The organism is Acidithiobacillus acidisediminis (assembly GCF_023277115.1).
Classification (GTDB): domain Bacteria; phylum Pseudomonadota; class Gammaproteobacteria; order Acidithiobacillales; family Acidithiobacillaceae; genus Igneacidithiobacillus; species Igneacidithiobacillus acidisediminis.
In genome coordinates, this window is sequence record NZ_JALQCS010000001.1 from 2,208,125 (window position 1) to 2,234,254 (window position 26,130).

The 26,130-nt window shown below is 55.4% G+C and carries 29 protein-coding genes; 5 read left to right on the top strand and 24 right to left on the bottom strand.

Annotated elements, in window-relative coordinates:
* Positions 1 to 35: 35 nt before the first annotated feature.
* A complete protein-coding gene (locus M5D89_RS11095) occupies positions 36 to 2,222 on the bottom strand; it encodes a Mu transposase C-terminal domain-containing protein (protein ID WP_248885864.1) in 2,187 nt (728 codons plus the stop codon).
* A 3-nt stretch (positions 2,223 to 2,225) separates the two neighbouring features.
* A complete protein-coding gene (locus M5D89_RS11100; RefSeq protein WP_248885865.1) occupies positions 2,226 to 3,071 on the bottom strand; it encodes a TnsA endonuclease N-terminal domain-containing protein in 846 nt (281 codons plus the stop codon).
* Between the two features lie 182 nt (positions 3,072 to 3,253).
* Between M5D89_RS11100 and M5D89_RS14490 the strand changes: the two genes are divergently transcribed.
* Positions 3,254 to 3,427 (top strand): NrdR family transcriptional regulator, encoded by a 174-nt coding sequence (locus M5D89_RS14490; RefSeq protein ID WP_431307165.1) that lies wholly within the window; start codon positions 3,254 to 3,256, stop codon positions 3,425 to 3,427.
* 6 nt (positions 3,428 to 3,433) lie between these two features.
* Here the strand turns inward: M5D89_RS14490 and M5D89_RS11105 are convergent, their stop codons facing one another.
* The 9 genes from M5D89_RS11105 to M5D89_RS11145 form a co-directional block, all read right to left on the bottom strand.
* Positions 3,434 to 4,873 (bottom strand): ParB/RepB/Spo0J family partition protein, encoded by a 1,440-nt coding sequence (locus tag M5D89_RS11105; protein WP_248885866.1) that lies wholly within the window; start codon positions 4,871 to 4,873, stop codon positions 3,434 to 3,436.
* Entirely contained in the window at positions 4,870 to 5,973 is a 1,104-nt protein-coding gene (locus M5D89_RS11110; protein ID WP_248885867.1) for a ParA family protein, read from the bottom strand. The genes M5D89_RS11105 and M5D89_RS11110 overlap by 4 nt, the downstream gene beginning before the upstream one ends.
* Before the next feature lie 13 nt (positions 5,974 to 5,986).
* Positions 5,987 to 6,286 carry a hypothetical protein gene (locus M5D89_RS11115; protein WP_248885868.1) on the bottom strand — a complete coding sequence of 100 codons (300 nt, stop codon included), beginning with the start codon at positions 6,284 to 6,286 and terminating at the stop codon, positions 5,987 to 5,989.
* Positions 6,287 to 6,289: 3 nt separating this feature from the next.
* A complete protein-coding gene (locus M5D89_RS11120; protein ID WP_248885869.1) occupies positions 6,290 to 7,573 on the bottom strand; it encodes a TraB/TrbI/VirB10 family type IV secretion system protein in 1,284 nt (427 codons plus the stop codon).
* Positions 7,574 to 7,576: 3 nt separating this feature from the next.
* A complete protein-coding gene (locus M5D89_RS11125) occupies positions 7,577 to 8,782 on the bottom strand; it encodes a TrbG/VirB9 family P-type conjugative transfer protein (protein WP_248885870.1) in 1,206 nt (401 codons plus the stop codon).
* Positions 8,783 to 8,799: 17 nt separating this feature from the next.
* Positions 8,800 to 9,495 carry a VirB8/TrbF family protein gene (locus M5D89_RS11130; RefSeq protein ID WP_248885871.1) on the bottom strand — a complete coding sequence of 232 codons (696 nt, stop codon included), beginning with the start codon at positions 9,493 to 9,495 and terminating at the stop codon, positions 8,800 to 8,802.
* Between the two features lie 58 nt (positions 9,496 to 9,553).
* The gene (locus M5D89_RS11135; protein ID WP_248885872.1) at positions 9,554 to 10,678 is read right to left on the bottom strand and encodes a carbon-nitrogen hydrolase family protein; all 1,125 of its coding nucleotides are present in this window, start codon (positions 10,676 to 10,678) and stop codon (positions 9,554 to 9,556) included.
* A gap of 98 nt (positions 10,679 to 10,776) precedes the next feature.
* Positions 10,777 to 11,100: a hypothetical protein gene (locus tag M5D89_RS11140; RefSeq protein ID WP_248885873.1), complete on the bottom strand. Its 324-nt coding sequence runs from the start codon at positions 11,098 to 11,100 to the stop codon at positions 10,777 to 10,779.
* 12 nt (positions 11,101 to 11,112) lie between these two features.
* A complete protein-coding gene (locus tag M5D89_RS11145; protein WP_248885874.1) occupies positions 11,113 to 11,391 on the bottom strand; it encodes a hypothetical protein in 279 nt (92 codons plus the stop codon).
* A 177-nt stretch (positions 11,392 to 11,568) separates the two neighbouring features.
* On the opposite strand from M5D89_RS11145, the gene M5D89_RS11150 reads away from it, so the two are divergent.
* The 4 genes from M5D89_RS11150 (at position 11,569) to M5D89_RS11165 (ending at position 13,549) form a co-directional block, all read left to right on the top strand.
* Entirely contained in the window at positions 11,569 to 11,871 is a 303-nt protein-coding gene (locus M5D89_RS11150) for a hypothetical protein (RefSeq protein ID WP_248885875.1), read from the top strand.
* Between the two features lie 9 nt (positions 11,872 to 11,880).
* The gene (locus tag M5D89_RS11155; protein ID WP_248885876.1) at positions 11,881 to 12,081 is read left to right on the top strand and encodes a hypothetical protein; all 201 of its coding nucleotides are present in this window, start codon (positions 11,881 to 11,883) and stop codon (positions 12,079 to 12,081) included.
* A 2-nt stretch (positions 12,082 to 12,083) separates the two neighbouring features.
* A complete protein-coding gene (locus M5D89_RS11160; protein ID WP_248885877.1) occupies positions 12,084 to 12,872 on the top strand; it encodes a hypothetical protein in 789 nt (262 codons plus the stop codon).
* A 173-nt stretch (positions 12,873 to 13,045) separates the two neighbouring features.
* Entirely contained in the window at positions 13,046 to 13,549 is a 504-nt protein-coding gene (locus M5D89_RS11165; protein ID WP_248886470.1) for an EAL domain-containing protein, read from the top strand.
* Here M5D89_RS11165 and M5D89_RS11170 read toward each other — a convergent pair.
* The 13 genes from M5D89_RS11170 to M5D89_RS11230 form a co-directional block, all read right to left on the bottom strand.
* Complete coding sequence (locus tag M5D89_RS11170) at positions 13,522 to 13,788, bottom strand: hypothetical protein (protein ID WP_248885878.1); 267 nt, start codon at positions 13,786 to 13,788, stop codon at positions 13,522 to 13,524. The genes M5D89_RS11165 and M5D89_RS11170 overlap by 28 nt on opposite strands.
* A 349-nt stretch (positions 13,789 to 14,137) precedes the next feature.
* Positions 14,138 to 14,413: a hypothetical protein gene (locus M5D89_RS11175; protein WP_248885879.1), complete on the bottom strand. Its 276-nt coding sequence runs from the start codon at positions 14,411 to 14,413 to the stop codon at positions 14,138 to 14,140.
* A gap of 123 nt (positions 14,414 to 14,536) precedes the next feature.
* Positions 14,537 to 14,767: a hypothetical protein gene (locus M5D89_RS11180; protein WP_248885880.1), complete on the bottom strand. Its 231-nt coding sequence runs from the start codon at positions 14,765 to 14,767 to the stop codon at positions 14,537 to 14,539.
* Positions 14,768 to 14,883: 116 nt separating this feature from the next.
* Positions 14,884 to 16,479: an IS66 family transposase gene (gene tnpC / locus M5D89_RS11185; RefSeq protein ID WP_248884013.1), complete on the bottom strand. Its 1,596-nt coding sequence runs from the start codon at positions 16,477 to 16,479 to the stop codon at positions 14,884 to 14,886.
* Positions 16,480 to 16,529: 50 nt separating this feature from the next.
* On the bottom strand, positions 16,530 to 16,883 hold the full coding sequence (tnpB, locus tag M5D89_RS11190; RefSeq protein WP_248884014.1) for an IS66 family insertion sequence element accessory protein TnpB: 354 nt from the start codon (positions 16,881 to 16,883) through the stop codon (positions 16,530 to 16,532).
* 3 nt (positions 16,884 to 16,886) lie between these two features.
* The gene (tnpA, locus tag M5D89_RS11195; RefSeq protein WP_248884015.1) at positions 16,887 to 17,216 is read right to left on the bottom strand and encodes an IS66 family insertion sequence element accessory protein TnpA; all 330 of its coding nucleotides are present in this window, start codon (positions 17,214 to 17,216) and stop codon (positions 16,887 to 16,889) included.
* Positions 17,217 to 17,472: 256 nt separating this feature from the next.
* Complete coding sequence (locus M5D89_RS11200; protein WP_248885881.1) at positions 17,473 to 17,754, bottom strand: hypothetical protein; 282 nt, start codon at positions 17,752 to 17,754, stop codon at positions 17,473 to 17,475.
* Between the two features lie 67 nt (positions 17,755 to 17,821).
* A complete protein-coding gene (gene trbL / locus M5D89_RS14265; RefSeq protein WP_283102991.1) occupies positions 17,822 to 19,684 on the bottom strand; it encodes a P-type conjugative transfer protein TrbL in 1,863 nt (620 codons plus the stop codon).
* A 10-nt stretch (positions 19,685 to 19,694) separates the two neighbouring features.
* The gene (locus M5D89_RS11210; RefSeq protein WP_248885882.1) at positions 19,695 to 20,480 is read right to left on the bottom strand and encodes a TrbJ/VirB5 family protein; all 786 of its coding nucleotides are present in this window, start codon (positions 20,478 to 20,480) and stop codon (positions 19,695 to 19,697) included.
* 254 nt (positions 20,481 to 20,734) lie between these two features.
* Entirely contained in the window at positions 20,735 to 21,172 is a 438-nt protein-coding gene (locus M5D89_RS11215) for a Panacea domain-containing protein (protein WP_248885883.1), read from the bottom strand.
* A 256-nt stretch (positions 21,173 to 21,428) separates the two neighbouring features.
* Positions 21,429 to 24,077 carry a DEAD/DEAH box helicase gene (locus tag M5D89_RS11220; protein WP_248885884.1) on the bottom strand — a complete coding sequence of 883 codons (2,649 nt, stop codon included), beginning with the start codon at positions 24,075 to 24,077 and terminating at the stop codon, positions 21,429 to 21,431.
* 2 nt (positions 24,078 to 24,079) lie between these two features.
* A complete protein-coding gene (locus tag M5D89_RS11225) occupies positions 24,080 to 25,876 on the bottom strand; it encodes a site-specific DNA-methyltransferase (RefSeq protein ID WP_248885885.1) in 1,797 nt (598 codons plus the stop codon).
* Positions 25,804 to 26,040: a hypothetical protein gene (locus M5D89_RS11230; RefSeq protein WP_248885886.1), complete on the bottom strand. Its 237-nt coding sequence runs from the start codon at positions 26,038 to 26,040 to the stop codon at positions 25,804 to 25,806. Before M5D89_RS11230 ends, M5D89_RS11225 begins: the two co-directional genes overlap by 73 nt.
* Between the last annotated feature and the right edge of the window lie 90 nt (positions 26,041 to 26,130).

Consider the following 26,130-nt stretch of genomic DNA (forward strand, 5'->3'; position numbering starts at 1 on the left):
GTACGGCCCACCTGAGCGAACGCGGAGCCCTCCGTTTAATCGCTCTTCCGCGTTTGCTTCAGGATATTTAAAAACCCTCTTTTGCGCGACTCAACCGTACTCGAAGAAGCGCTTGCATTTGACTGCGAACCGCCGCCGATTTTCCTTGGTGTACCAGGGTGTTCCGCTAGTTCCCATGCTTCCGCCTTCCGGACACGTTCTCGTTCTTCCCGTCGATTCTGACGGATATCCTTTACACGCTTATGGTTGCTCTGGTCAGTGGACACAGCACCCTCAGTCAGATTTTCCTGCGCTGTCACAACCGCATCTACTTGGGCCATAAACTCAGCCCGTTCTTGCAGAATATCCGTTTTGATCTCCGCTTTTCGGAGCTTGCGATCCGCCACGTAGTCCTGCACTTCCTCAACCATATACCCCGCGAAGTCCTGATTCTTCTCCAGTAGGTGGCAAGCTTCAATACCGCCTTTGGGCTGAACAATATAGATCATCTCAATATTTCTTGGATCATACGCCACCGAAACCTTCCATGTGCGCGTCGCCCTTGCACGTATGAACCATTGTTCGCGAATAGCGATCTCGCTGGTGTAATATAATCCCTGCCATTTGATGCCTAAATGGGTTACGGAGGCTTCGCCTCTTGGCATTAGGGCCAGCAACACGGCCTCCTGAGGTCGGGTTCGTAAGAATCCGCTACGATGCTCAATTCCCCAGTTCCAGAGGGTGCGCGGAAAAGGATCCACCGCGGACTGAATTTGAAATTCATCATGGCGATACCATTCCATCCAGTGCATTTTATTATAACTCAGCGTATTATAGATCATAATTTCTGTGAACGCGTTAAGATCCAGTTTTGCGTCTAAACGATAGTCCAGATCACCACGTTCTCTTGCGACACGCCGCACGGCCCCAGGTACCCAATGGATCACTCGTTCATTGGCAATTCGGAACTGCTGCTCCACTATACCCTTCCAGTCGGCACGAAAGGGCGGCGCATTCGCCACCGTAATGTTTAACGAATCTGTCAGTTCATCGGCGTGCCTACTCAGTAATTCGCCGCGATCCGCAAGGATCTCCATAGGAAGATTCTTGCACGGCCAGTCCTCATCCGATATGGAGATTCCATATTTGCTGCAAAACGCCTTTTTATCGCTCGCCGCATTAGCTAACGCCATCATCGCACCTAACCAGCTCGGTCCTTCAAGCCCCACATACAGTCCGGTGATCATGCGACTCAGGACATCGATAACAACATACACTACTGGACGGCCAATAATTTGAGACCGATTCAAGCCGCTCACCAAGTATACGTCCGCTATGGTAGCATCGATTTGGTATATGGAACCCGGGCCAAAAGCCATTTTCGTGGAACTACCCAGCACAGGGCGCCGCTTGAGCGCAAAGCGTCTCGCGCCCTCTCTCTTGGTAAACGAAGCTTCGATGTCCTGCTGTTTCTTGTACCAGTATCGGAATTGCTCCAATGTGGGTAACTGGTGAGAGGGCGGTAAAACGGGTACACGTACGCCTCCCTTTACTTCAAAGCCAACATTGAAATAATTGCTCAGCATTAGGGAATATGCGCGCTTCAGTGTAGGGGCTTTATTGGTATCAACATAAAGGCGAAAGGCTACTGAAAATATTCTACGGATGCTGTCATCGACATTAATTCCCGGCGGGGCATCCCGCAACACCGTCGCCTTTGTTGGTCGCCCCCGCTTAGATGCACTATTGGCAGATTTTTCTTTGCCTGGTCCTCCACTGCGTTCGTAGCTCGGCAGAAGGGCATTTTTCACCATACCACCCCACCAGAACCTGCGAAGATATTTATAGACCGTCATCTTGTGAACGGAGTGCTGATTTGCCGCGTCAGCTACCAAGCCGCCACGGATCGTCTCATCGTAAATATCCGGTACGCGGCTCACCATATCTTCTATGACCTTCCAGGCAGCATCGCGACGCTGTCTATGCTTGAGGAGAAAAGACTCCGGCGGGTGCAATCTATGCGCATAAGGATCCGCTACCCGAATGATGGCAGAACCGTTAGCTAGCGCCTCCTCTATATCCGCCAACCTTTTCCAGACGGGGAGGGCGAGCGGTTCATCCAATTGGATGCTGACCAGGTCGGTTGCGGTTGGGTTCACCCAAAGAATGCGTTCCACCAGAGGCGTGGAGTCCTCTTGTTCACTGATCCACTCCACGATCATACCCACCGAAAGGTTCGACATACCCTATCCCCCCGGAGCCATTTCCGTTGACCCGTGCCCGCGTATGAGAATATGTAGGTTTTCCTCAGTCTTGATCGGTTGATGCAGATCGATATCCCAGCGCCTCGTAGCTATCAGATATTTAGCCACTGCCAGACTGGTGCCATTTTCAAAACCTAACCGCCCATCACAATCTAACGCCGCTTGGAATAGTGGTATCGACTTATCGGATAATGCTCTGTGGAGTTCTGCCTCAATCCGTTCTATTTGGGGTACGGCAACCGCTGGTAGATTGTCTGTATCCCAACAACCCTGAAGGCTTCTTAAGTTCCCCACCAATGATTGAGGTATTTCGCGTTCGGTAACGATGCCCCAGTCTACTCCCTGAGTCTCCCAATATATCCGCTCAATTTCAAATTTTTCAATGACTCGCGGAGAACCAAGATCGGCTGATGGCTTCAGCGTGCGAGCCAATCGCCGCTCTCCGTCGGCAGACGTGACAATGACCAGAAAGTCGGTTGTCATCACGATAGGCTCCCCGGTTTTAGGATCTTTGGGGTGAGGGATGCTCAACATATCCGCGATCTCAAGCGTCGTCTCGATGGGGGTCAAAGGAAATTGCTCACGAATGTCCATAACACAACTGGCTCGTATATCATCCAGCATGAGGAAGTAGCTCAACTCCAACTGGGAGAGCAAGTGGTGCACACGGCCCGTTTTTCGGCCTTTTATACGGACAGACAAGCCCCGAGAAGGTACGTCGCGCACGGTGAGCCACGGTTTATAGCTTTTCTCACTGCCTTGGCCACGTCCTTCTTTCAGACGGCGCGCAATGGCTCCTGACTCGGATCTACGAGAACCTTTTGACATGAGCCTCCACCTCCAATTGAAATTTTACGCTTCACCTGGGGATGAGTATAGATCTTTAATATCGAGTCTACATCTTTATTTTTTAGTATACAACTTTATTATCTAGTATACGTCTTTATTTTATTCATACAATTGCGGGCTTTTTTGGCAAAATGTTTTTTGGTTCCGGAAGATGTGCTGAAATGGATTGTCAACACGAAGAAACAAAGGTTGTGGAATCACGAAAAAAAGAAGACGGCAGGGTTTGCCGCCGTCGGGTCTGTGAAATCTGTGGGCACCGGTTCTCGACAGTCGAGATCCCTGTCGAAGAATATCTGAAGTTTTGCGAATTCAAGAAGAATCTGCCAACAGACTGATTTTTTTCAGGACAGAATCGCCATCCGTACGTTTTCCTCGGTCACCGGCCCGGCAATGCCCGCCCGATCCAGAAGGATCCGCCAGACCGACTCCGGTAAGGCAATGCGGATAGGCTTGTCTTCCTGTGGCGCAATGGCTCCAGACGCTTCTTCTTCCATGGTGGTCTCGGAATCGTCGACATCGTATCCAGGATGGATTTCCTCCTCATCCGTGCCTTCCTGTTCGGTTTCAGGCACGGTTTCCGGTTCGAAAACCGTATCGGTTTCTGATTCGGTTTCTGTGACGATGGGATGCGCCGCAACGTCTGCCGATTCTGGCTCCGTCTGCGGACTCCATCCATCTTCTGGTGTGCCAGGATTTGCCTTGGCAGGCTCTGGCTCAGCGGGCTCTGGCTTGTCAGACAATAACTCGCCAACGGGCACTTGCGAGTCAGATACAGACGCACCAGTAACCGGCTCACCGACAGCCCGGGAACCATCTGGGGAACCGGCGGCTGACCGCATTCCGCCATCGGTACCCATTTGCCCTCCCGCACTTTCAGAAGGTATGCTCGAAGCACCCAGGGTCGCTGCGGGTTCCCGCAATGCGGGCTCCTGCAACGCAGGCTCCTGCAATGTGGGCTCCCGCAAATCCACCGTAGAAAAAGCATTTTCCTCACGGATTTTCTGCGCTTCGATATCCATCAACAGCGATCGGGTAATGTGGTACCCGTCCCGAAGCCGTGAGGTCAATTCATCCAGCCAGTCGTCCCGGCCGTTTTCCATCCAGGTCAACAGCCGGCTGATCTCTGCGCTGGATACCCGGTCCAGGTCCGTATCCAGGCGCTTGGCAAGCAGCTTTGCTTCTTCGCTGGTTCTGGCCAGCACGACATTGATCCACCCGCGGCTGCGCCCCAGCCGTTTGGATAGCTCTTCCTTGGAAAGCCCTTCGCTATCGAGCAGGGCGCGGATCGCGGCGCCAATGTCCTCGATGCGCATATCTTCCCGCGCCAGGTTTTCGACCAACTGCATTTCGAGCCGCTGGCTGCCATCCACTTTGGGCTGTACTACGGCGGGAATGCGCGTGAGGTCGTATTCCTTGCGCGCACACGGTCTCCCGGCGTCTCTGGCTATTCTTGCCGCACGCCAGCGCCGTTCGCCGGAAACGATCTGGTAACGGCCATTGTCCATGGCCTGTACCGTGATCGGCTGCAAAATCCCGTACTGGAGAATGCTTTCCGCCAGTTCCTCCAGGCTTTGACCAGACTCGCCTGCCTCCATGCTGCGTCGCGGCTGGTCTGGGTCCGGCTCCACCAGATCGAGAGGCAGCCGCAAGGCCACCAGGTCTGCAGCGGGATCTGCCGCGGGAGCAGGGGCCGGTTTCTTCCCCAGGGCCTCCCGGGTGATGCTACGCATGGACTCCAGATCGATTCCGGCCAGGAGACTTGGCTTGACTTTGGCGTTCACGCAGCACCCCCTTCTCCGTCGTCTGTGTCGTCTGGATCGAATGTGTCCGAAGATGACGCTTCCGAGCCCAACTCGCCAGCCAATTCGGTCAACAAATCGTCCTCATCCTTCCCTTCCACGGGAACCTGGGGGCCCTCACCAGAATCCGGTTCGCCGGAAGCCGGTTCGCCAGAATCGGGCGATTCGTCCAGACTACCAGCCTCTCTTGCCGTTTCCTCTGCTTCCACAGGCGCGTCAAAGGTCCCACGGCGTGCCTCCTGCGCTTCCAGAATGGCATCCGCTTCTTCGGGGCTTGGGTCCTCCCCCCCATCGGCTTCTTCCCCTTGGCTTTCCGCGGTATCGGACAGGTTCCGCAACAGGCTGTAAAAAGCCTGATACCAGGCATCCTGCTGTTCCTTGTCCCGGCAGGCGGCCCAGTAGGGTTTGCCGATGCGCAAGGCGCTGCGTACATCCTCGCGTTCGAACAGGATCTGTGGCATGACGATCTGGGCGAGATTGCTTTGCAGGTCTTTGGCAATGGCCCAGTTTTTGGTGGAGTTCCCTTTCAGGCGGTTGATGAGCACACGCACGGACAGTTCGCTGTTCAACTGGATCACTTCCCCCAGACAGAGATCCATCATGGAGGAAAGCCCTTGGGTGCCCAACGCATCCGGGGTGACCGGGACGACCAGGGAATTGGTGATGAACATGGGGGCCATCTGCCGGACATTGGGGGCCGGCGGGCAGTCGATGACCACCACATCATAAAGCCCCTGGCCGCTATCCAGGTGCCGGAGCTTGCCCAGTACCCGGATGGCTTCCTTCATGTCGTTGTCCACGGCATCCAGGAGATAGGAAGCCTGCAGAAAGTCGAAACCGAAAATGGCGGACCTTTGCAGTGGTGCGGGCTTGCTGTCGTCCCAGAGGTCCAGCACCGTTCCCTCGCTCGTCTTGTGCAGGTCCCCGTCTCCAGAGACCAGAAAAGTCGAACTACCCTGCTGGTCCAGATCGACCAGCAGGGTGTTGAGGCCAAGTTCATGGGCCAGGATGGCCATGTGCACGGCGAGGGTCGTCTTGCCCACGCCACCCTTCTGGTTGGCAAACGTGATGATGTGCGTCATAGGGGAAATCTCCTCAATGGACAGGGCGGTCTGGATCGTGCCGCAGGATGTTTTGCACAATGGCAGAGACACTGGTGTGTTCTGGCAGTTGTGCGATTTTTTGCGCCGCTTCCCAGGAGAGCCAGATGGCAAAGGGTTCGTAAGGCGGGTCTGGCACCTCGCGGTTCGCCCGCCGCAAGCCCATGTGCGTCAAGTCCTGCATGGAGAGGGTTTCCAGCATGTGGGAAACCCGCGCCGAGCGTTCCTGCGGGGCATCGCGATAGCGCTCGGCAATCTGGTCGCGGCGAAGTCGTGGAATGATGCGGATCTTCAAGGTTTATCCTCCATAGGGATCGAGTTCCGTTGGGGCAGCAGGCTCGCCGCTGGCCGTCGTGCCGACAAAGTCCGCACCGTGTACGTAGGGACCTGGGAATACCAAATCCTGGGTTACCACCACGTTGAAGGCGTAGCCGGGACGGATGGTGATGGTTGGCGCGATGTTGATGTACTTCTGGAACATTTGCGCCTCCGCCTGCCCAAAGGTCTGCGCCAGGGCCTGCTCACCATCCTGCAATGCCTGGTTACCCGTCACCCCTGTGGTATTGGTGGATGTGCTGGTCGGGCTCGCAATCGACATGCCCACGTCGATGAAGGACAGCAGGAGCGCGTTCTTGAAGATTTCCCAGGTATGGTTGTTCACCAGATCCTTGAAGCCCGCATAGCCCCGCGGCGAACTGCCCTCCATTTTCCCAAGCTGGATGTACGTCCCATTCGGAAACTCGATGCGCGTCCACATGACGCCTACCCGGTCCTGTCCCATGGCTGCGCCAGACGCATAGGTTCCAACGAGCTTGCTGCCCGCTGGAATTAGCACATAAGCCCCATTCAGGCTGTTGTAGACCGGGTGGTCGACTACCGCGGTCACCTGCCCGGAGATATCGGACTTGATGCCCGTGGTCAGCAATGCGGGGATGACGGAACCCTGCAGGAGTTCATACGGACTGACTTCCTTGCGCACCAGGTGTGTATCGTACACGGACCCCTTTTTCTTTGCCTTTCCGGTCATCAGGGCAATGGACTTGGCCATTGCCAGTTCCTGATCGGGATTGGACAGGATGGATTGTGCCACGGCTGTTGCTGCCTGTTGTTGCCCGTTGCCCCAGGAAAGCGTACTCCCGCCCGTGCCACCGCCACCGCCAATGGCGGCTTCGAATGCCTGTTGCTGCGGGCTGGGAGTCGCAGGCTGGGCGGGTTGCGGCGCAGTCTGCGGGGCTACCGTGGATGGCGTTGCTCCGGATTCGGCTGGGGTGGAAGCGCCAGAAGCAACCGGACTCGTAACCGGCGCTTCTGGAGCGGCCAGGCCTGGGTTTTGTTTCGGTGGTGGCGCGACATCCGGCGCCCGATGTGGTTGCATGGTCTGCGTTTCACTGCCACCAGAAAAGGTTGGCAGATATTTGACTGCCAGAAACCCAATACCACCAATGGTGGCAACCGCCATGACCGTTGCTGCAGCGATTTTGCCGGATTTCAGGTGTGCGCCGAGTCTTTTTTTGTCTGGGACAATAGACCCGCGCACCTTTTTGCCGCCACCTTCTCCTGTTGGAGTGCTGTTGTCGGCCATGAATCAGTTCCCCTCGTGCACGATTTTCACCACCTTGCCGGAATCGCCTTTACCGGCAATCAGCAGGATCTTTGGCGGTACACCATCGACAATGTAATAACCATCGCGAAACTGGGTGTTGATGATGGCGTTTTGTCCGGCAGCGTTTTCTGCCAGAATCGACGGAATGCCGCCCTGGCTACCCTGCCCTGGCTTGAACTGGATGAAGGTCTGTTTGCCATCATCAAAGACCCGTTCCGGCAGGATGGCCCCGCAATCGCTGTTGCTGAACCATCCACCCCCGGCGCAGCGCATCTTCCAGCGGAAGTCCAGGTCCGCCGCATTGATGGAGGGGAGAGGCGCCACGGTCTCCGCATCCACTTTTTTGTGGAAGGACTGGCTTGTCGCCTGATCCGCCTTCCAGGTGTGCACGATGGCATCCGGGTAATAAAAGCCGATCATCGGGGTGTAGCGATTGGCATCGCTGACCACCTCAATCACATAATTCATTGGCTTGCCGCTTGCCGATGTGCCGCTGATCACGAGGTCCCCATGCAGGCCGGCAAACTTCGGGGTTACCGCGACTTCCGGCTGATCACCAGCCATCAAGGTATTTACCTGCCAAAAAGCCGGAGACAGCCCAATCCCTTTATTGGGCTTCATGCCCGCCTGCAGCACGATGAGTGAGGTGTGCAAGGGCGCGGTGACCAGGGTCGGCAAGGACTGCCCATAGGCATAAAGCACTTCGCCGTTTGTGCCGGCAATGGGGGGCAGGTTTTGCATGCGCCCGGATTGATAGGCCTGCATCAGGGCAATTTCTGCGGCATGTTTGCTGCGCTTGGAAATCACCCCTTCCGGCGGGGCCTTGATGGCCTTTTCCCAGATCTCCGTGGAGCTTCCCCGATGAGGGACGGCTGAGCCGTCGGTCCCCGTAGCCACCACATCCGGCTGGCTCACGGTCGGCACTGCTGGGGTATTCATGCTGGTGGATGGGGTCGGCAGGTATGCCATCTTTTTTACGGGTGGCACTTTCCCGGGAATGCCGGCAGGTGCGCCACTCTCTGGGGCACCAGAAAGAACTGGGGCGACAGAGGTGGCGGACTCCGTATTGCCAGGCGCTCCGGTCGATCCAGAGGTGCCAATAGAGGGAACGTATGGACCGGCAATGGCGGCCTGGACACCCAGGCAGGCGAGGGAAACCGCAACGGCAACAGTTCGGAAACGGCGCATAAAAACTTTCTCCTGCGTCATGGAATCTGGTTCCAGGTAAAGGACACGATGAAAATTCCGAATGGATCGACTTTCAGGACTTTTGGGTTACTGGAAGGCGGCTGGATCCGGTATGTGACCGTTCCCTCGTAATCTTTCTGGTACTTTATGCTTCCGCTCGCGCTGTATTGCGTTTCCGTCCACTGGACCTGCATGGTGCCACCCTTGGCCGTGGAGTTGCCGACGGGCAGAACAGACGTAATCTCCACGGTTCTTCCTCCTTCATTTTTTGAGAAGTTGGAATAGGGGTTGTGCCTTTGGAAATAGGATGTCAGTTGCTGGCTTTCCCGATTGCCGACGATGTCGTAGGTTGACTCGTAGATCTGCTTTTCGGCGGCAACGACCGGCAGGCGTTCACGAACGTCACGAACCCAGTTGGCAATGACGTGGCGCACCACGGGCAGATCGTAAGTGCCCGCCTGTACCTCCTGCGCCAGATGTACGGCTTTTCCGAGATGATCTACCTCGACCACGTAGGGCACTACGTGCACGCGGTCGGCCTCATAGACCATACCGGCACCGAAAATCGCCGCGATGCCAATGGCGCCAAAAGCCATCATGCGCCAGTTTTTTGCTTGTGCGACATAATCGCCATAGCGCTCCATCCATTCGCGCCTGGCGGCCAGGTACCACTCCGGGTCTTTCTTTCCGCTTTTTGCTTCTCGATCTGCCACGTCAAACCCCGCATGAAAAGTTCTGCCTTGGTATAGCAGAGCAATTCCCAGATATGGGTCAGGCGTTCTCGGCCTCGATCTCCGGCACGCCCATAAGCCGGCCCCACGCCCAGGCGGTATTGCGCTGGATGGTTGGGATACCGGTTCCCTGTGCCCACCATTCGTTATTGGTGAGCAACACCACCTGCGGATGCTGGACAATTCCCTCAAGCCACACGAAGGGCAACAACTGGTCATAGCAGATGGACGCCCAGGTTTGCACCCCGTCAATCTTCTTCGCTGGAGTCCACCAGGCGGCTTCGTAGCCAACATTTTGCGACCGGACATAGCCCGTACCTCTCGACCACGGATGCCACATCGAGACCGGCACGGGGAAGGTCGAGTTGAACAGGATATGCGGCTTCCCGCTATGCCGGAGCGCCACAATGGAGTCGGTCATGAGACCGGGCTTGCGCGGCACAGAGAAGCCGACCAGCCAGGTCTGGCCTGGTGGAATGGATTGCTGGATTTGCCACTCATTGCCCAACCAAGCCGTTTCCAACGTTTCCGGCAGCAGGAGCACTTTTGCACCTTTCGACTTCGCCAGCGTTTGCCGGATGATGTCCACCCGCCGTTGCAGGGTGTACGCCAGACTCACTTTGCCTGGGCCCACATCGAGGTGTACGCCGGTCCAGCCTGGCGGGGCCTTGGCAGGCTGCCAAGCCTTTGCGACAGGCTGGACGAGCACGGCGAGGTTGCAGAGTCCCGCAATGACTGCGATAGAAGTCCAAAGCGAGTATTCCCACCAAAGGACCACCAGAAGCACCAGACCAATCACCAGTGCCCCAGGGTTCCCCGCACCAGGAAACAGCACGCCCAGCGATGCCAATGGGGAAAGCCAGTCGAAGAACGACAAGGGCGGAATCAGTGCATCGAAGAGCAGGACCAGCAGGGCTTTCCATGACCGGTTGGCAAAGGTCCACCCCATCGAGAGCAGGGTTGCCGATCCCAGCCAGAGGAAAGCGCCTTCCCATACCGGCGCATGCTGCCCGAAAAACACGGACACTCCGCGCAAAAGGCCAATGCTTCCTGCGGCATAATAGGATAGCGCTACCGCAAAGCGCATCCACCGGCGGTCTTGCCGCAAAACAAACAAAATCATCAGAGGCGAAAGGGCTGGCCCCAGCCAATGTACGGGGGCCATCCACGAGGCCCCGCACAATGCAGAAAGCAGCGGAGACAGAAAAACCAGAACGGATCTCCATCGACAGGGTGGAGACACGGATATCCCGGGGCTGGTGTTCAAAATTCAACTCCGTGCATAGGAAAATCCAGGATGGAACCGAGATCCCGAGAAAAGAGTCCGGCAATGGAATATGCATCCAGCATACTGGAAACGACGGGTATCGACTCGCTGTAGACTTTCCCCTGAAAACCCGAGGACATAGGTACAGCAGCGATCGTTGCCGAGAACGCTGTTCTCCCGGATGCAGACTCAAGGTCCGCTACGAGATATTCGAATGAATCTTGATCACAGTATTCGCGCAGATGCATGATCGGCTCATCGCCAACGGAGTCTCGCGCTGCGGCAACCAGATTCCCCGGGAAATTTTCTATTCTGCACATGATTTCCGGACCCTAATGAATAACTTGACGAGTCTGGAAAACCGCCTCCAGATCGATTCTCGACCACTTCTTCTCCAGACGGTCCAGCGCCGCTTGTGGAGAAATGTCGAGAAGCACCAAAAGGGCCCCGGCAAAGCTGCCACGCAGCCACTGCCTGGCCTTTTCTCCATCGGGGCAGAAAGATTCCTCCACCGCCTGCAACAACACAAGCGCAATCAGATCGCGATCGGACTGCGTTTCTGGGATTTTCGCCAGATCGCGGCTTGCATCCAGGTATGTACTGTCTCTCAAAAAGTCCTCCTTCCCACCGTGTGGTCTCGAGAGGGTATAGCCACCAGTGCTGGCGCTGCCGATCACCACGGTGAAAGCCACCCCCTGTATGCCGGTACCGATAGGCGTGGCATGCCCGCATCCATGAGGCAGCGCGCTATACCGTAGCGGGTGCTACGGAGTGTTGAGGGGGCAAGTTTGCGTACAGAAGGCCTGGCGATCGACAAGGAAGTCAAAAACACCGCGGGCAATTCTGTATCACAGCCGTCGTACGGCATCCGCGCCTCCGGCTGGGTTGCCAGCGCCATCACCATTCTCTGTGCGCTGGTCCTCGCCATCGATCATGCAGCCCCCATGAAATGGCTATTTCTCGGCTGGAGCGTGGCGAACACCCTCTGGGTGCTGTACGGATGGGGAATCCGCTCGGGTTCCGTGCTCTCCAGCCAACTGGTTTTTTGCCTGATCGACGTGGTCGGGATGGTTCACTACTGGATTTTGTAAGGAGCCCGCATGCTGCCGCTGGAAGATCGCATCAATTACTGGAAATCGTTGTTACGGCAAAAATGGACCGGGAATTCCTATCTGGATTCCGCAACTTTTGGAGAATTGCAAACCGCCTTGCGCGATGCGCTGGTGTGCATCAACGACCAGGTCAAAAAAGAAAACAAAAAGTCTGCCGAACCACTTGCTCCCCATCATGAGGATCGATAATCGTGTCCAGCAAAAACTCCGCAACACCGCCTTTTTATCATGCACCCAATCCTTCCCCGTATGGCCGGTTGCAGGCTTTTTACGAAAAAGTGTTCAAGGAGATGGAGGGGGCTATCGAGAAACACCAGACCTTCGGGAACTGGGCCGTTGGCGGAATCCCTCATCTCTCTCCCGTGGCGACCCAAAAGGCATTGGGGCTGTGGTATGCCCAAGGGAGCATCCCAGGAATACCGATCCCCGGGGCCATGAGCATCGCATTGTTGCCCGGAGATACCCGCGTTGGTCTCTTTTTGCCGGATGAGGCCCTGCAGTCCCGGCAGGTAGAATCCTGGCTCGAAGATCGTGTTGCGCTGGCGTACGACGGCAACCACCCGCGGAAAATCCGCGAGGCCAACCGGATGCTTTTCGACCGCACCTTCCCAGACGCCCCCTTCGATGCCCAGACCCTGAAAGCCGCGCTGTCCGACCCGGAAGGCCCAGAATTCCTGCTGATCTTTCAGCGTCTGGCCTATATGGTCACCACCATCTGGGTGACCGCGATCCGTGTTCTCTATGCCGATGGGCGGGTCCGCTCAGAAGAATTCGTGGTGCAATGCCAGTCCCCGCTTTCTCCGGAAGATCTCTCCGGGCTGCCATCGGGCATGCTGATCCAGACCCATGCGATGGAAAACGGTCTGTTTTTCAGTTATGTACGCGCCATGGCAACCGCCGAACAGATTGCTGCGCATCTACGGGCACGTGGTCTGCCCGATCTGGTAGTAGAACCCATCATCGAGGGGGGCGTGTGCTAGGCCCCATACCCAACGACGCGGAAGTGGACGATATCGCATTCCGGCGTGAGCCCATCGTTTGCTTGCAGGATGGCATTGTGGCCGGAGAAGAATGGCTACTGGACCATCCGCTGCCACACGGACGCCATTCCGCCTGGCTGCGGGTGTTGATGTCCATGGCAGAAAAAGTGCCTATGGCGACGCTTCCCGGGAAAAACCGGTGGATAGCCGTTAATGCGAATTCCGAACATCTGGCAAACCGGCACTTTCAACCGGTCTGGATTTCGCTTGCAAGGCGATGTGCAGAAAATAGCCTTGGGTTGGTAATTGAGTGGACAGAAAACCAGCCTGTGTTGTTAGAAGGATTTCAGTTCATGGACGGACTGCGACGGGAGTATGGCGTGCAGATCTCCATCGACGATGTGGGTTCTTCGGGTGCCGACGGGCTTTGGCGCATGACCCAATCCGCCCCGGACTGGGTCAAGATCGATGGAGAATTCTTTCATCGGGCGCTGCACGACGCCTGGGCGCGGGACGTGATCGCGGAAATCGTGCGCCTGGCCCGCCTGCGTGGCGCCCGCAGCATCATCGAGTGGATCGAAACCCCAGACCAACTCGCCTTTGCCAAAGGTATCGGCTGCGAATATGGGCAGGGGTTTCTCTGGCGCGATCAGCCGTCGCAGGCCATCGCACCCTGATTGGCGATTTTCAGAAACCAAAGCATAGTGAATCCTTCACTTGCGTGTTGGTGACGCTTCGGCCCTGCCGGGTGAATCATGGCATACAAACGCTCCGGTATACCGTCCGCCAGAACGTGCAACGCCTCAAAAACCAGGTGGCAGTCGCATTCCTCTCCGCGATGGTCTGGATCGGCAACGCCATGCTGGCGCAGCAGTTCTCGAATCTGGTTTCTTTCCGACTCATACAAAAATTGCATAATGACACACTCTCGTTTTTAGCGAATCGTCCACTCCGGTTTTTCGGATCGTTGCGACTGGAACTTCTCACGGATCGCCAGGCGCAGGTTGTTCTGCGAATCCGCGTTGGTCAAGGCTGTTTCCTCGCTGATCTTCCCGCAACATATCCCCCAAGGATGCATCCCTTGAGGTGGTATAGCGTCAGGGGTGAGGGATAGGGTGGAGAGCAAAAAGCTGAAGCCCCTGCACATCGATGTGCAAGGGCTTCGTAACTCCTTCTGCTCATGGCAGACGAGCTAGAAAAAAACTATACGCTTTAGCCATTACAAAAACAAAGAGACCTGTCCGGTTTTCTAAGCAGTTTATCCCCTATTTAATGCTTTTCTCGATGCTTTTCTTGTACTTAGGCTTATGCTTAGGCTTGTACAAATCATTTAATTTGTCGGCTTCCATGGTCAACAAATTGCCGGTCGAACGCAATGTCCCACCCTTCGTGATTATGGTTTGTTGACTGGAATTTGGACCAAGGAAATCATGAGCAACAATTTGGCTTTGCTTCTCGTTCTCCGTTTCGTTATGCGCAGCGTAACTCAACGCAGGAAAAACCAAAAACGGAATAAGGATGAGATACTTCCTGCTTTTCATCGGTACCTCCAATTGTGAGTCTTGACACCTATTGCACGGATTGTCTCGTCAGCAGTCCCTGCCCGCAAGTAGGGAGAGCCAGAAGGGACGAAAAAGGAACCCCGCCGAGGCGGGGTGACTTCTCTAGTGATACTTGCCGTTATAGTCGAAACGACTGTCCAGTCGGGCGAGCATATCCTGCTGATTCATGGCTTCCTGCTGGGAAGCGCGACTGACTTCATTCGTATTGGATGACTGAAAATTGAGGTGCTCCGCTCCTTCGTGATACGAGAAAGCCCATTTCAGAATCGGTAATAGCATAGGCCCAGCGATAAAAATGACGACCAACCACTTGCCAACAACAGGAATACCCATGTAAAGCGGCAATGTCACTATGGCAGTAACCGGTCTCTCAGCGGCGTTCTTCCCCCCTCCATTGGCATGAGGCAGGATGGCTTATTGCCTGGTCGGGATTGAGGTGGGCGGTGGAATCAGCGGTGTTGCTGGAAGCGGTGCAGATCGGAGCGCAGGGGTGCCTGGGCAAAGTGCTCTTTCCACAGACGAGGGGTGAGTTGGGCCACGTCCTTGGCCGGATGCTGACCGACCCGCTGCAGGACGTCTACGAGATAATCGTAGGGATCGATCCCCTGCAGGCGGCAGGTACTGAGCAGACTCTGGATGATACCGAGATGCTCTGCACCAAGTTCAGTCCAGCAGAAGAGCCAGTTTTTTCTCCCCAAGGGAATGGGTCGGATCTGGCACTCGATGTGGTTGGTGTCGATGGGCACGTCAGGTTCTTCCAGAAAGACCTGCAGCGGCCCCTTGCGACTGTGGACGTAGGCGAGGGCCTTGGTGAAGGGATTGCTGGGTAGCAAGGCCGTATCCGTCAGCTGCTGTTCGACCCAAGTGAAGAACTGGGCGACCCGGGGGCGGCTATGGGTATAGCGATAGTGCCGCTTGTCCGCACCGCTCAATCCTTGGCTGCGAATCTCATCTTCGACGCGATAGAACGCCCGGATCTGCTCCAGGGCCTCGGCCACCCTTTCCGGGGCGTGGGCCTCGGCACGCACGAACTCCCGTCGGCTGTGGGCCCAGCACTGGGCATGGATCAGCCCCGCGTTTTCTTTCTGGAAGCGGGCATAAGCGGCATAGCCATCGCTCAGGAGCACCGTACCCGGCGCCAAGGGGCCCAAGAGCTCCCGGATGTGGATGGTGCCCCGGCTTTCGGCATAGGGAAAGCAGATCTCCTGGGCATCGCCAAAGACCGGCCAGAAGTACCCTTGGTGCATCTTGCCCTTTTCCCGGCGTCCCGCCTTGATGGGGGTCTCGTCCATAGTCAGCACGCGAGACTGGCGAATGCTCTCAAACTGGGCCGTATAGATGGGGGACAGGAGCAGAATGGACCGTTGCACGAGATCGGTGAGCCAAGAGCGACTGACCCGCAGGCCTTGGGCCACCATCCGCTGATGCTGCCGATAGAGCGGCAAGTGGTACAGGAACTTATCCGTCAGGATTCCCGCCAGCAGGCTGACATCGGCCCGGCTGCCGTCCAGAACCCCCATGGGAGCCGGGGCGGTGTGCAGGGTCTCCGATTCCCGGAGCTTGACCACCGGCCGCTCGTATTTGAGGACGACATAGCTGCCTGGCCGCTGGGCCAGGCGGTAGCTGACCTTGGTATCGATGATCTCGCAGGCGTCGGGATCGAGGCCTGCGATCTCGGGAGCCGGGAGGGTGATGGTTTCGGTAGGTACCCGGCTCTCATCGAAGAAGGGCAGGCTTTCGGCCCGATCTTCCGGCCGTTTGGGCGCGGCGCGAGTATGGGCGGCGACGATACGAAGAGGCGCAGGTGCGACTTCCGCCGGAGAAAACTCCTGACCGAGACTCAGCTGCTCGACCGGAGGCGGAGGGACGCGCCGTTCGCTCTTCTGGCCGAAGAACTGCTGGCGGAACCAATCGAGCTGGCTTTGGAGCCCTTGGATTTGGGCTTCAAATTTCTTGTGGATGGTGGCATTGATCTCGACCTGCAGCTGCCAGGCAGCGAGGGCTTCGGGGTAGTTTCTGGGGGTGGGAGATTCTGCCAAATCCATAGCAGAATCATAACACTAACTGCTTAATATCGCAAGCATTTCAGCGGGTTTCAGGAGAATTTTTCTCCGTTTTGGTGCCGATAACGGCGCCTTTTTTGGACGCCATCGATGCCCTCCAACAGGAGTTTGAGACCGGTCCAGTCGATCTCCGCTTTGGGGGGATGCCGCCACGACCAAAAGCCACCCCGCTCCAGGCGCTTGGCCCAGAGACAGTATCCCGTTCGATCCCAATACAGCACCTTCATCTGGGTCGCCCTGCGATTCACGAAGACGAAGCAATGCCCGGACAGGGGATCCTGGGCGAAGGTCGGATGCACCAAGGCCGAGAGCCCGTCGAAGGACTTACGCATGTCCACCGGCACCCGGCAAAGAAAGACCCGGATGCGTCCTTCCGGAAAGAACATCCCTCAGCCTCGCCGAATCGAGAGGACGCAGCCACCCCCCAGGTCGAGGCGAATCTCCAGGGGCAGCGCCCGCGCTGCAGATGGTGGCACAGCACCCAGGCCCAATTCCACGAAGGCAGGAGCCATCGCCTCCCCATCATCCCCGGGAGCTACCACGCCACCGCTCTCCAGGCGCAGGCGACGCCGCCAATAATAAAACTGCGGCAGGGACAGTCCGTGTTCTGCGCAGAACTGTCGGGCAGAAAGGCCACAAGCCTCGTATTCCTGCATCCGTTGCTGCCAGACCTCCGTCCGGGCCTGAACCTTGCCGCTATCTTCTGGGGTGTTTTCCATGACGCCAATCCTTTACAAGAACGATGGCGCCATGCTGGGCAATGCCTGCTCAGAAGGGAAGAACGCCGGTCAGAGATCGCTTACCTATGGCAAGCAACCAAACGAGAAAAATCTTGATCTTCATTTCAGCCATCCTTTCGCAGTGTTTCGACACCCATTGCGCGGATTGTCTCGTCGGCCATCATCGCGTATCACCAGAATGGCTCACCCAAGATCAAGCACAAAGAACCCCGCCGAGGCGGGGTGGTGTTGGTTTTTACCAGCGATGCCAGCTGTCATACTGGCCCATGCGAACCATGTTATCGCGGCGGGCCTTGTCTGAATCGCTTTCATTCTTTTGGGGGAATCTGTGGGGATTGTAGCTACCGAACATCGGCAACACAAAAACGACTCCCAAAGCGCCCAAAATGACGACCCCAAGAACTACATACGCCAGCATAACACCTACGCCGTGCAGGGAAGCAGTATTCAGCAGAGCATGGATCAACACAGGAACAGTGAAGAACAGAACCAGCAGAATGTACTTAAAATTTTTCATGGCGACCTCCGAAACTGTGAGCCTTGACACCTATTGCACGGATTGTCTCGTCAGCCATCATCGCGCATCACTCACTGTGTTTCAAGTTCAAAGGACCAGCAGTAAGGCTAGTATTTTCTGCTTTCCCAGGGGACACCAAACTTTCTGCGATACGGTGCGCTTCAGAAGCCTGTCCATGATGCTTCAAGAACTTGTCTACATTTTCCTCGATCTTCTCACCGCGTGTCTTCTCCCTCGGCGCATTCGCCTTCTCCATTGTCTCGCGGATACCGCTCAAGTGCTCGTTCATGGGCGCTATCGCCTGTTTGAGTGCCTGATGGAAAGCCGCCTGCTCGGGCGTCATGGTAGGCGTGTTGCCGGTGCCACTACCGCCACCACCGCCTGTGGTGCCGGTATCCACAGTGCTCGTGGTGCCACTGCTTGTGGCCTCGCCACTTATGGCCTCGGCGCTCGCGCCTGCATCACTATTGCTGGACGCAGTCCCGTTACTGGACGCAGTCCCGTCGCTGGACGTCGATGCCTTGGCAGGCTGAGATCCTGCGGATGGCAAGGGATTGGCAGAAGCATTGCCAGACTTGGTGACGCCAGCTTTGGTAGGCTGGCTACCGGACGCAGTCCCGGTATCCCCGGGCGCCAGCACCGTATTCTCCGGCAAGCCTGCCAGGGGGTTCTCTTCCACCTGCGGCGCATCCACCGCATTTTCCAACCCAGGGGCTGACGACATCCCCTCTCCGGCAACCGGACTGATTCCCGCACCGGCCCCGCCGGCGGCACCAGCCCCGCCGGCACCGGATGCGCCAGACATCATGCCGGCGGCTCCGCCGGCACCACCCGCGGCACTGGCCGCCTGTGCCCCGGTCATGGCGCCAGCAGCACCACTCGCACCACCGGCAGCCAGGGCAGCACCACCCGTAGCAACCGCCGCCGCCGCAACCGCACCCGCCGCAACCGCAGCACCCATGAGATCACCACCAGACATCGAAGAGCTGCCCGTCATGACGCTCGCCGCAATGCTCGGCAGCTTCTTGGTCAGCCAGGCAATGAGCAGCACAAAGATCAGGACATCGGCATACGCTATCAACGTGGAATCCACATGATTTGATATGCCTGTAATGCTTTCATTGGAAACCTGATTCAGGATATTGGTGATGATGCTTCCTGCGTGGTGCTGCAAAAATCCTATCCATAACAATAACACCAGAAACCTGATCCCCACAGACAATGCATACTTGAGGTATCCTTCGGCATGTTGCACTGTCCAGCGGCTACCTGAGAAGCCCAGCATAATGACGCCAATCGAGGCAACCATCGTCGCCTCGATCTGGATGGCCAGATATTCGAGGGCCAGATAGATCATCGCTATAAGCGCCACAATGGCAACGATGATGCCTACGGCAAGACCCAGGAAGTCCACCAGTAGGGTATGCGGGCCGTTGGTAATCGTATTCCAGATGCTCTGCAAAACGTTACTATGCTGAGGCTTTATTTTCGGCCCAGCCAGGCAGGACGTAAACACATTTCCCGCCGTCGTGAAGATCCAGGAAAGCGCACCGCCGGTAGCACCACCGGCACTGGCCCCGGCACCCTTGAATCCATTTTCCACCATGGAAATCAGCGGAAATGCGTTCATGAGAACCGTGTAGAAAAACCCTACCGTCAACAGTTTCTTGATGAAGGAGGTGAAAATCTCGTGCACATCCTTACCGCCAATGAGCCACTGTGCAACCAGATATACAAAGTCGATGCCAAAAAGCACATAAAATATGCCTTCCGCAATGGACTTCAGACTTTGATACCAGTTTGTGGCCTCTCCATTGAAATCACTCAGAATCGTAGAGGCTCCAGAACCATTGATCTGCGCGGCAGCCATGGCATCCGGAGCGACCAGAAGCATCAGGAGAGAAAGAACGATGACCCAGTAGCGGCGCATATTGATCTCCTTACCCTAATTGATTGGCTTCACTGCTTAGCAGATTGCCGGTTGAATTCAACGTGCCGCCTTGCGTGGAAATGGTCCCGGGATTTTGCGATGTCCCAAAGAAATCGTTGGCAACCTGCTGGCTTTGCTGTGCCTCCTGCGTATCGTTTGCCAACTGCGCCTTTTCCCAGTCCGCTTCCGTTGCCGCCTGCACCTTCAACAACTGGTTGGTCTGGGTGAGCGACGATACGGTCGCCTGCCCGACGGCAACGGCCCCTTGCAGCAAGGCGTTGCGGCTATTGGGATTTTGCATGGCATTGGCAATGGCCTGCTGCGCTTGCGCCTGGTTGGTGAAGGCACTGGGGTTCATGCCCGCCTGCTGGATCAGGGTATTCAACGCATTGTTGAGGCCCTGGCTGATGCTTTCGTAGTTCTGGCTGTACTCGGCCGTGATCTGCGGATTGAAACTCGCATTCAGGTTCTGGAACTGGTTGCCAATATTGATGGCATTGGTTTCCAGCTGTTGGGCTTGGCCCACCATCCCGTACAACTGATCCACCGGCTGCAGCACCTGGTTCATCAGACTCTGCGGCAGGGTGGTCATGTTTTGCACCATGTTCTCGTACTGCTGGATCTGCTCGACCAGCCGTTCGGCGCCAGAGATTTTGGCCTGAATGGCTGTTGCTTCCTGCACGATCTGCTCGGGGAGCGTCGCTCCGCCAGTCATGGCACCACCAGCAAAGGCGGATGCCGGAGCAAAGGGCAAGGCGAGTGCCACCAAGGTAGCAAGAAAACGACGTGTGTGCATGGCTGACCTCCCGAAAACCACATAGGACTTCTTGTGGTATAGCGGGGGTCAGAAGGGATGCGGAGCAGACAGAGGAGGAGGCAACGAAAGCCTTGCGGGATGCGCTATATTCACCCCAGCCAAATGGCCCATCCAAATCTAGACCTGCTGATCGCCAGGAAAAACGCTGATTCCCTGAAGCACCAATATGCGGATGCTTAGTCGGACAAGGATCGGCAGATCTGGAGGGTTGCTTAGGCTTCTTCGCCATCGCTCTAAAGCGAACTGTAATATTCTGCCATGCTGGAGTGGGTTATTTCATTTGTGCAAGAATCTCCAGGGGCATATTCTTTACGAGCATCTTTCCAAGGGGACTCCGACTGGGTCAGATCAATCAGCCACTGGGCAGATTGATCGCCATAGTATTTGAGAACAGCATCAACAGTCTCAAGCTCGACTGGAGTTAAAGCGCCAGCATCACCGTTGATCTCACCAGCATTGACAACATATTTGCCACGGTGCTGAGAATCCAGGTCCGGGCACACAGGGCCATTAGCCCAAGCTTCTATTCTTTCCTGAAACAGAGGCTTTTCATCCCACACCAAAGACCAGGCTTGCGAGTAGTACACCAACTTCTGAAGCTTCATGGTTGTCATGCGACCATGTTTTTGCAGGATATAGGCGGCAACATCACTCACATTCGCCATAGCCATCCCCTCCGCATCCTCTGTTTGCCTGCCCGAGCACCCCTCCGACTCTTTTGCATCGGAGAACAGGTTGGCGCTGAACCGTATCACCTTCCCAACTCTGGGATAAGTATGGCAGTTCGCACTACGACCGAAACCACGGAGCCAGTCTGCCGGAGTTTGCGGAGGCAGTCTGGCGGCCCCGAATCCTGGCACGGCCTAGCCCGGCGCGACGGTTGCGGGGTTTATTTGCAAGCGGCGTGACGGGCGGTCAAACAACTGTCTAGCAAACGGTAACAATCTGATCTTTCCAGCCATCCTCAAGCAGCATCGTAAAGGTAATTTCACTCTGCTCATGCTCTAGATGGAGCTCCCCGGCTCTCACTGCCGTCTTCGCACACTCAGTCAGCAACTCAAACAGCTTGCGCTTGTATTCCGTATCATCATTGCCCTTGAGGTGTTCTCCCTTGGTTTCCAGCACTGAGAAACGAAACTTGCCATCTTCCGTGCCATGCACGCAGGCAAGCAGGTCAGGGAAAACGCGCTGGCGCTGCCAACCCTGAACACTATAGGAACGTGAATTTACTGCGATACGGTGCCACCAATAAATACTCTCCTGGTCATCCAGATACCAGGCGGTATTCTTCTCCAGCTCGTTAAACTCTTTGAGATACACCTCCTCAAAGAAATTACGCTCCAGGGGCTCGCCGTTTTTCTTTCTTAACAATGGATCGGTATCCAGCACATCCAGTTCCAGGGTTTCAGCCAATCGCCAGTTCAACTCCGGGTCATTGGATGAAACCAGGCGCAAACTAATTTCACCGGATTTCAGTTTGCTACGAAACAACGCCTCGGAAGCCTCGCTCACCTGCTGGCGCAAGTCCTGTTTCATTACCTGTAACAGATCCAGGCGGTTCGCATAGATGCGCTCTTCACTCACTCCACGTTTTCGCAGGCTCTCCAGGGTCTCTTCCAGGATACGCATCCCCTGCCAAGGATTAGGCACAACGTCCAGCAACTGGCGCACCAGAAACGGAATATCCAGTCCCTCATCCGGCATACGCTGGCGCTCTTCCTGCGCCAAATCCAGCACCGTCTGGCCACCCTCCTTGCCCTTTTTATCAATATCAATACGGGCTATGGTGCGCTGTAGCTTTTCATCCGCCTCTACGTTGACACTTTCGGCCTGAAGAAAGCGAAAGCACTCCCAATCCAGCTCACCCAAAATATCCCGGTCATAATCCAGGGCACGATAGCCTGCCGGGCTTCCGTCTTTGTGTAGCACGCGAGGCAAAAAGATCGGGGGCAGATTGGCGAACTTATTTTTTCGGTTAATGGTCTTGCGCTTTGCCGCCTGCTTCTGGCTACTCGAACTATCCCCGGCCTTTACGGATGAGGCCAGATCCGCCATACCTTCATCCTGCAAGCCCTTGCGCACACCGTTCACCGCCTCGGTCACATCCTGGTCAAAGGTGTACACGTAACACTCATCCAGGGCCTGATAGTTCGTCAACTGGGCATGGGGCTGGCGCAACACTCGGCCTATCATTTGCGTTAAGGCCGTATTGGCCGTGGTCTTGGAAAGTATCGCCAACACATAGGCAAAGGGACAATCCCAACCCTCCCGCAGGGCATCTTTGGTGATGATGTATTTCACCGCACAGGTTTCCACCAGCAGATCATCATCGCCCAGTTCGTCAGTCTCGGAGGTTTTAAGGCGTATCTCCTCCTCCTTTGCGCCTAGCTGTTCCAGTAAATATTGTCGCGCATCTTCCGCGTGCACAAAGGCATTATCCCGTTGTTCCTTACCGGTACGCTCTACCCGCACCAACATGATGGGGCGAATATAGCGCCCGGTTTCGTTTTGCAGCGCCTGTGCCTCTTTGTGCAATTCATCCAGCCAGGCGTGGGCAACGGAAAGTGTATGTTTCCAGCCACCCTTGTCTTCGTTGATTACATTGATGGGGAGCTTGATCATCTCCTCATCTTTCAGGTCGCGCCCCGGCACATTCACCAGCACATTGGACTGATGCTTGCCATTGGTATTGGGAGTAGCGGAAAGCTCAACAATAAAGCGCGGATTGAACCCGCATAACGTATCCCGTGCCGTATCAGAATATGCCTTATGGCCTTCATCGATAATCACGACCGGCTGAACCAGGCGCAATACATTGCCCAGGCTCATCTTCACTGATCGTACACCTGGGAGCACACCATTGGCATAGCCAAAGTCGGCCAAGTCGTTTTCATCCAGATTGGGCACAAGATTCAGTAAGGCATTATTCGCCTCGCTATCATCTTCAATGGGAAAGAAGGAAGTGAACCGGCCACTATCCCGAAACAGGCGCAAGGTCTCCTTGGACTTACGTGCCGCCGAAGGCAACATCAACAACATCACGCAAAGTTGCTCTTCCACGTCACGCCGGGTAAATGCATCATTTTTTTCCAGCATCTTGACCCGCCCACCGGAGGCACGCTCCAGCATCTGACGGTAAGGGTGTTCGCGGTTGGCCAACTGCTTCCAGGTCTGTTTGTAGATGGCATCCGACGGCACCACCCACAACACAAAGCCGGTTTGGCGCTTAAAGTAATCCGCCTGAATGCGCTCTATCGTCGCCGTCGCCAGCAGGGTTTTGCCTCCACCGGTCGGCACCTTAAAACATACATTCGGAATGGAGCGATGCAGGCCGTCATAACGGGAGAGATACTGCGCTACGACGGCGTTACCCTGGTTATCGCGCAGATAGGGCAACACCCGCTCATTATTGAGCTGGTCCCACGCCTCCCGTGGGTAGTTGGTCAAGCTCGCTTCCTTGCCCCGGCTGCGCTGGAACTCCACAATGGCGACCGCATCATCGCGCTTTTCCGCCAGCACAGCCAGGTAACGGTCGGTTTTGCGCAATACTCCCTGTTGATACTCCTTTAGCTCCATGCTCAATCCCCCAGGATACGGTGAACGGCATAGGGCAACTGGCAGAACTCGATGCGCTGTTTGGTGAGTTCCTTCTGGCTCATGAACTTGGCCACGGCAAAGACGATGGCACGTTTACCACCCTTGTTACCTTTGGCTATCGCCTCCACCCGCTCGGCATTGAGCGCCGCCTCGTTGGAGCGCAGCCATTCCTTGTCGGGTTGATAGAGAAGATGAATACGGAACAACTCGGTTTCACCGATAAATCCATCCGCCGCCGGTTTGGCAACATTCTCTAATGATTGGCCGGTGGCGGTGTAGAACACATAACGGGCCAAGGCCTCGTAACCAGGCAAGCCTTCACCGGTCAACAGGCTTTCAATATCGATTGGCTCTCCCAAAGTACAGAAGGTAAAGCTGCCACCCAGCGCCGGCGTCTTTTCGGTGATCTTGCGCTCACCTGTCACGGTCAGCACGCCATCCTTAATCTCTTTTTGGATCTTGTCGTAATCCCCACCCTGAAGATTCTCTATCGAGGCAATGCGCTCCAATACCTTTTGCTGCTTCTTCTCAAATGTGCTCCATGTGATGTTTTCGCGGAAGAGTTCTTCTTTTTGGTTGCCTTTAAAAGCATAGCCGTTTATTGCACGGCGTACGCGCTCGGCGGTAATGGTGTCGGCGTAGTCTTCACATTCGACGAGGATAAAGCGGCGGTTGCCATCGTCTTTTTTATTGGCTTCGAGGACGGCGTGGGCGGTTGTGCCTGAGCCTGAAAATGAATCTAATACAATTGAATTCTCATCCGTCGCTAATGCTAATACTCGTCGAATTAACTCAACTGGCTTTGGTGTTGGAAATGGAGACTTCCCATCAAACATTTGTTTCAAAGTACTACTTGCATGTCTTGTACTACCAACTTCAGAGGCGTGCCATATAGTTTCTGGCGCTCTTTTATCCTGATCCTTTAAATATATTTTTCTTATAACCTTTGTTTCATTTTCGATAAAACTTGCCTCACCTGAGGCTATTTTCTCTCTAAACGTTTCTTCTTTCCATCGCCAACCATTTTCAGGCGGATCAATATATTTACCCGATGGAGTTTTCAATTTGTATTTAAGATTAGGGCGATAAAGTGAATTTCTTACATCACCAAGCCTCCAGTCGCCGTTCGGATCATTATCCGGATTGGAATAATTCACATTATCGCTTTCTGTTCTATCTAGCCCATCAAAGGAAAAATCCTCCTTGCCATAAACAAGGATGTGATTATGATGAACCGAAAAAATATCACTATATCCTTTACCTTGTACTGAATGCTGCCAAACGATATTTGCAACGAAGCTATCCACACCAAAAACTTCATCCATCATCATCTTAAAACGATGCGATTCATTATCATCAAGAGTAATCCAAATACTACCTTTCGATGACAGCAGTTCTTTTAGCAACTGCATCCTAGGCCACATCATGCAGAGCCACTTATCATGCCGCTCCAGATCATCCTTATCCACCGGATTCGCAGACTTTTTCAACCATTCCTTCATCAGCGGTGAGCGCACATTATCGTTGTAGCACCAACCTTCCTCACCAGTGTTATAAGGCGGGTCGATAAAGATGCAATCCACCTTGCCCGCATGGGTAGGCAACAGCGCCTTGAGCGCCTCCAGGTTATCGCCGTGGATAATCAGGTTGTCATCGAGCGAGGGCTTCTTGCCCTTCTCCGGCAGCGACTTTTTGGCCTCTACCTTCAACTCACGAAACGGCACACTGAGGTGGTGCGAATAAACAAACTGCTTTCCCTTGAATTCCAGTGTGGGCATTTATTTTTTCCTTCGAGTGGGCCGTTAGTTGCCGAATTGACGACAGTGATGCTGTGCTTGGCGCAATAGTCCCGAATCAGCACCTCCACCATATTGGTGATACTGCGGTGCTCCTGCTCGGCGGCAGTGCGCAAGGTCAAGGTGGTGGATTTGCTGGCGGCCATGGCTCCCCCTTGTCGGATATGGCGAATACTGCAAATGTACTGCAATGTACACTAACATCCCATATAATCCAACGGAATCTATAACCGCAC

Excerpts from the sequence above, each read along its gene's own strand:
- M5D89_RS11095 (WP_248885864.1), bottom strand. The coding sequence starts at position 2,222 with ATGTCGAACCTTTCGGTGGGTATGATCGTGGAGTGGATCAGTGAACAA.
- M5D89_RS11100 (WP_248885865.1), bottom strand. The coding sequence starts at position 3,071 with ATGTCAAAAGGTTCTCGTAGATCCGAGTCAGGAGCCATTGCGCGCCGT.
- M5D89_RS14490 (WP_431307165.1), top strand. The coding sequence starts at position 3,254 with ATGGATTGTCAACACGAAGAAACAAAGGTTGTGGAATCACGAAAAAAA.
- M5D89_RS11110 (WP_248885867.1), bottom strand. The coding sequence starts at position 5,973 with ATGACGCACATCATCACGTTTGCCAACCAGAAGGGTGGCGTGGGCAAG.
- M5D89_RS11120 (WP_248885869.1), bottom strand. The coding sequence starts at position 7,573 with ATGGCCGACAACAGCACTCCAACAGGAGAAGGTGGCGGCAAAAAGGTG.
- M5D89_RS11125 (WP_248885870.1), bottom strand. The coding sequence starts at position 8,782 with ATGCGCCGTTTCCGAACTGTTGCCGTTGCGGTTTCCCTCGCCTGCCTG.
- M5D89_RS11135 (WP_248885872.1), bottom strand. The coding sequence starts at position 10,678 with ATGGCCCCCGTACATTGGCTGGGGCCAGCCCTTTCGCCTCTGATGATT.
- M5D89_RS11140 (WP_248885873.1), bottom strand. The coding sequence starts at position 11,100 with ATGTGCAGAATAGAAAATTTCCCGGGGAATCTGGTTGCCGCAGCGCGA.
- M5D89_RS11155 (WP_248885876.1), top strand. The coding sequence starts at position 11,881 with ATGCTGCCGCTGGAAGATCGCATCAATTACTGGAAATCGTTGTTACGG.
- M5D89_RS11165 (WP_248886470.1), top strand. The coding sequence starts at position 13,046 with ATGGCGACGCTTCCCGGGAAAAACCGGTGGATAGCCGTTAATGCGAAT.
- M5D89_RS11170 (WP_248885878.1), bottom strand. The coding sequence starts at position 13,788 with ATGCAATTTTTGTATGAGTCGGAAAGAAACCAGATTCGAGAACTGCTG.
- M5D89_RS11175 (WP_248885879.1), bottom strand. The coding sequence starts at position 14,413 with ATGAAAAGCAGGAAGTATCTCATCCTTATTCCGTTTTTGGTTTTTCCT.
- M5D89_RS11180 (WP_248885880.1), bottom strand. The coding sequence starts at position 14,767 with ATGGGTATTCCTGTTGTTGGCAAGTGGTTGGTCGTCATTTTTATCGCT.
- tnpC (WP_248884013.1), bottom strand. The coding sequence starts at position 16,479 with ATGGATTTGGCAGAATCTCCCACCCCCAGAAACTACCCCGAAGCCCTC.
- tnpB (WP_248884014.1), bottom strand. The coding sequence starts at position 16,883 with ATGTTCTTTCCGGAAGGACGCATCCGGGTCTTTCTTTGCCGGGTGCCG.
- tnpA (WP_248884015.1), bottom strand. The coding sequence starts at position 17,216 with ATGGAAAACACCCCAGAAGATAGCGGCAAGGTTCAGGCCCGGACGGAG.
- M5D89_RS11200 (WP_248885881.1), bottom strand. The coding sequence starts at position 17,754 with ATGAAAAATTTTAAGTACATTCTGCTGGTTCTGTTCTTCACTGTTCCT.
- trbL (WP_283102991.1), bottom strand. The coding sequence starts at position 19,684 with ATGCGCCGCTACTGGGTCATCGTTCTTTCTCTCCTGATGCTTCTGGTC.
- M5D89_RS11210 (WP_248885882.1), bottom strand. The coding sequence starts at position 20,480 with ATGCACACACGTCGTTTTCTTGCTACCTTGGTGGCACTCGCCTTGCCC.
- M5D89_RS11215 (WP_248885883.1), bottom strand. The coding sequence starts at position 21,172 with ATGGCTATGGCGAATGTGAGTGATGTTGCCGCCTATATCCTGCAAAAA.
- M5D89_RS11220 (WP_248885884.1), bottom strand. The coding sequence starts at position 24,077 with ATGGAGCTAAAGGAGTATCAACAGGGAGTATTGCGCAAAACCGACCGT.
- M5D89_RS11225 (WP_248885885.1), bottom strand. The coding sequence starts at position 25,876 with ATGCCCACACTGGAATTCAAGGGAAAGCAGTTTGTTTATTCGCACCAC.
- M5D89_RS11230 (WP_248885886.1), bottom strand. The coding sequence starts at position 26,040 with ATGGCCGCCAGCAAATCCACCACCTTGACCTTGCGCACTGCCGCCGAG.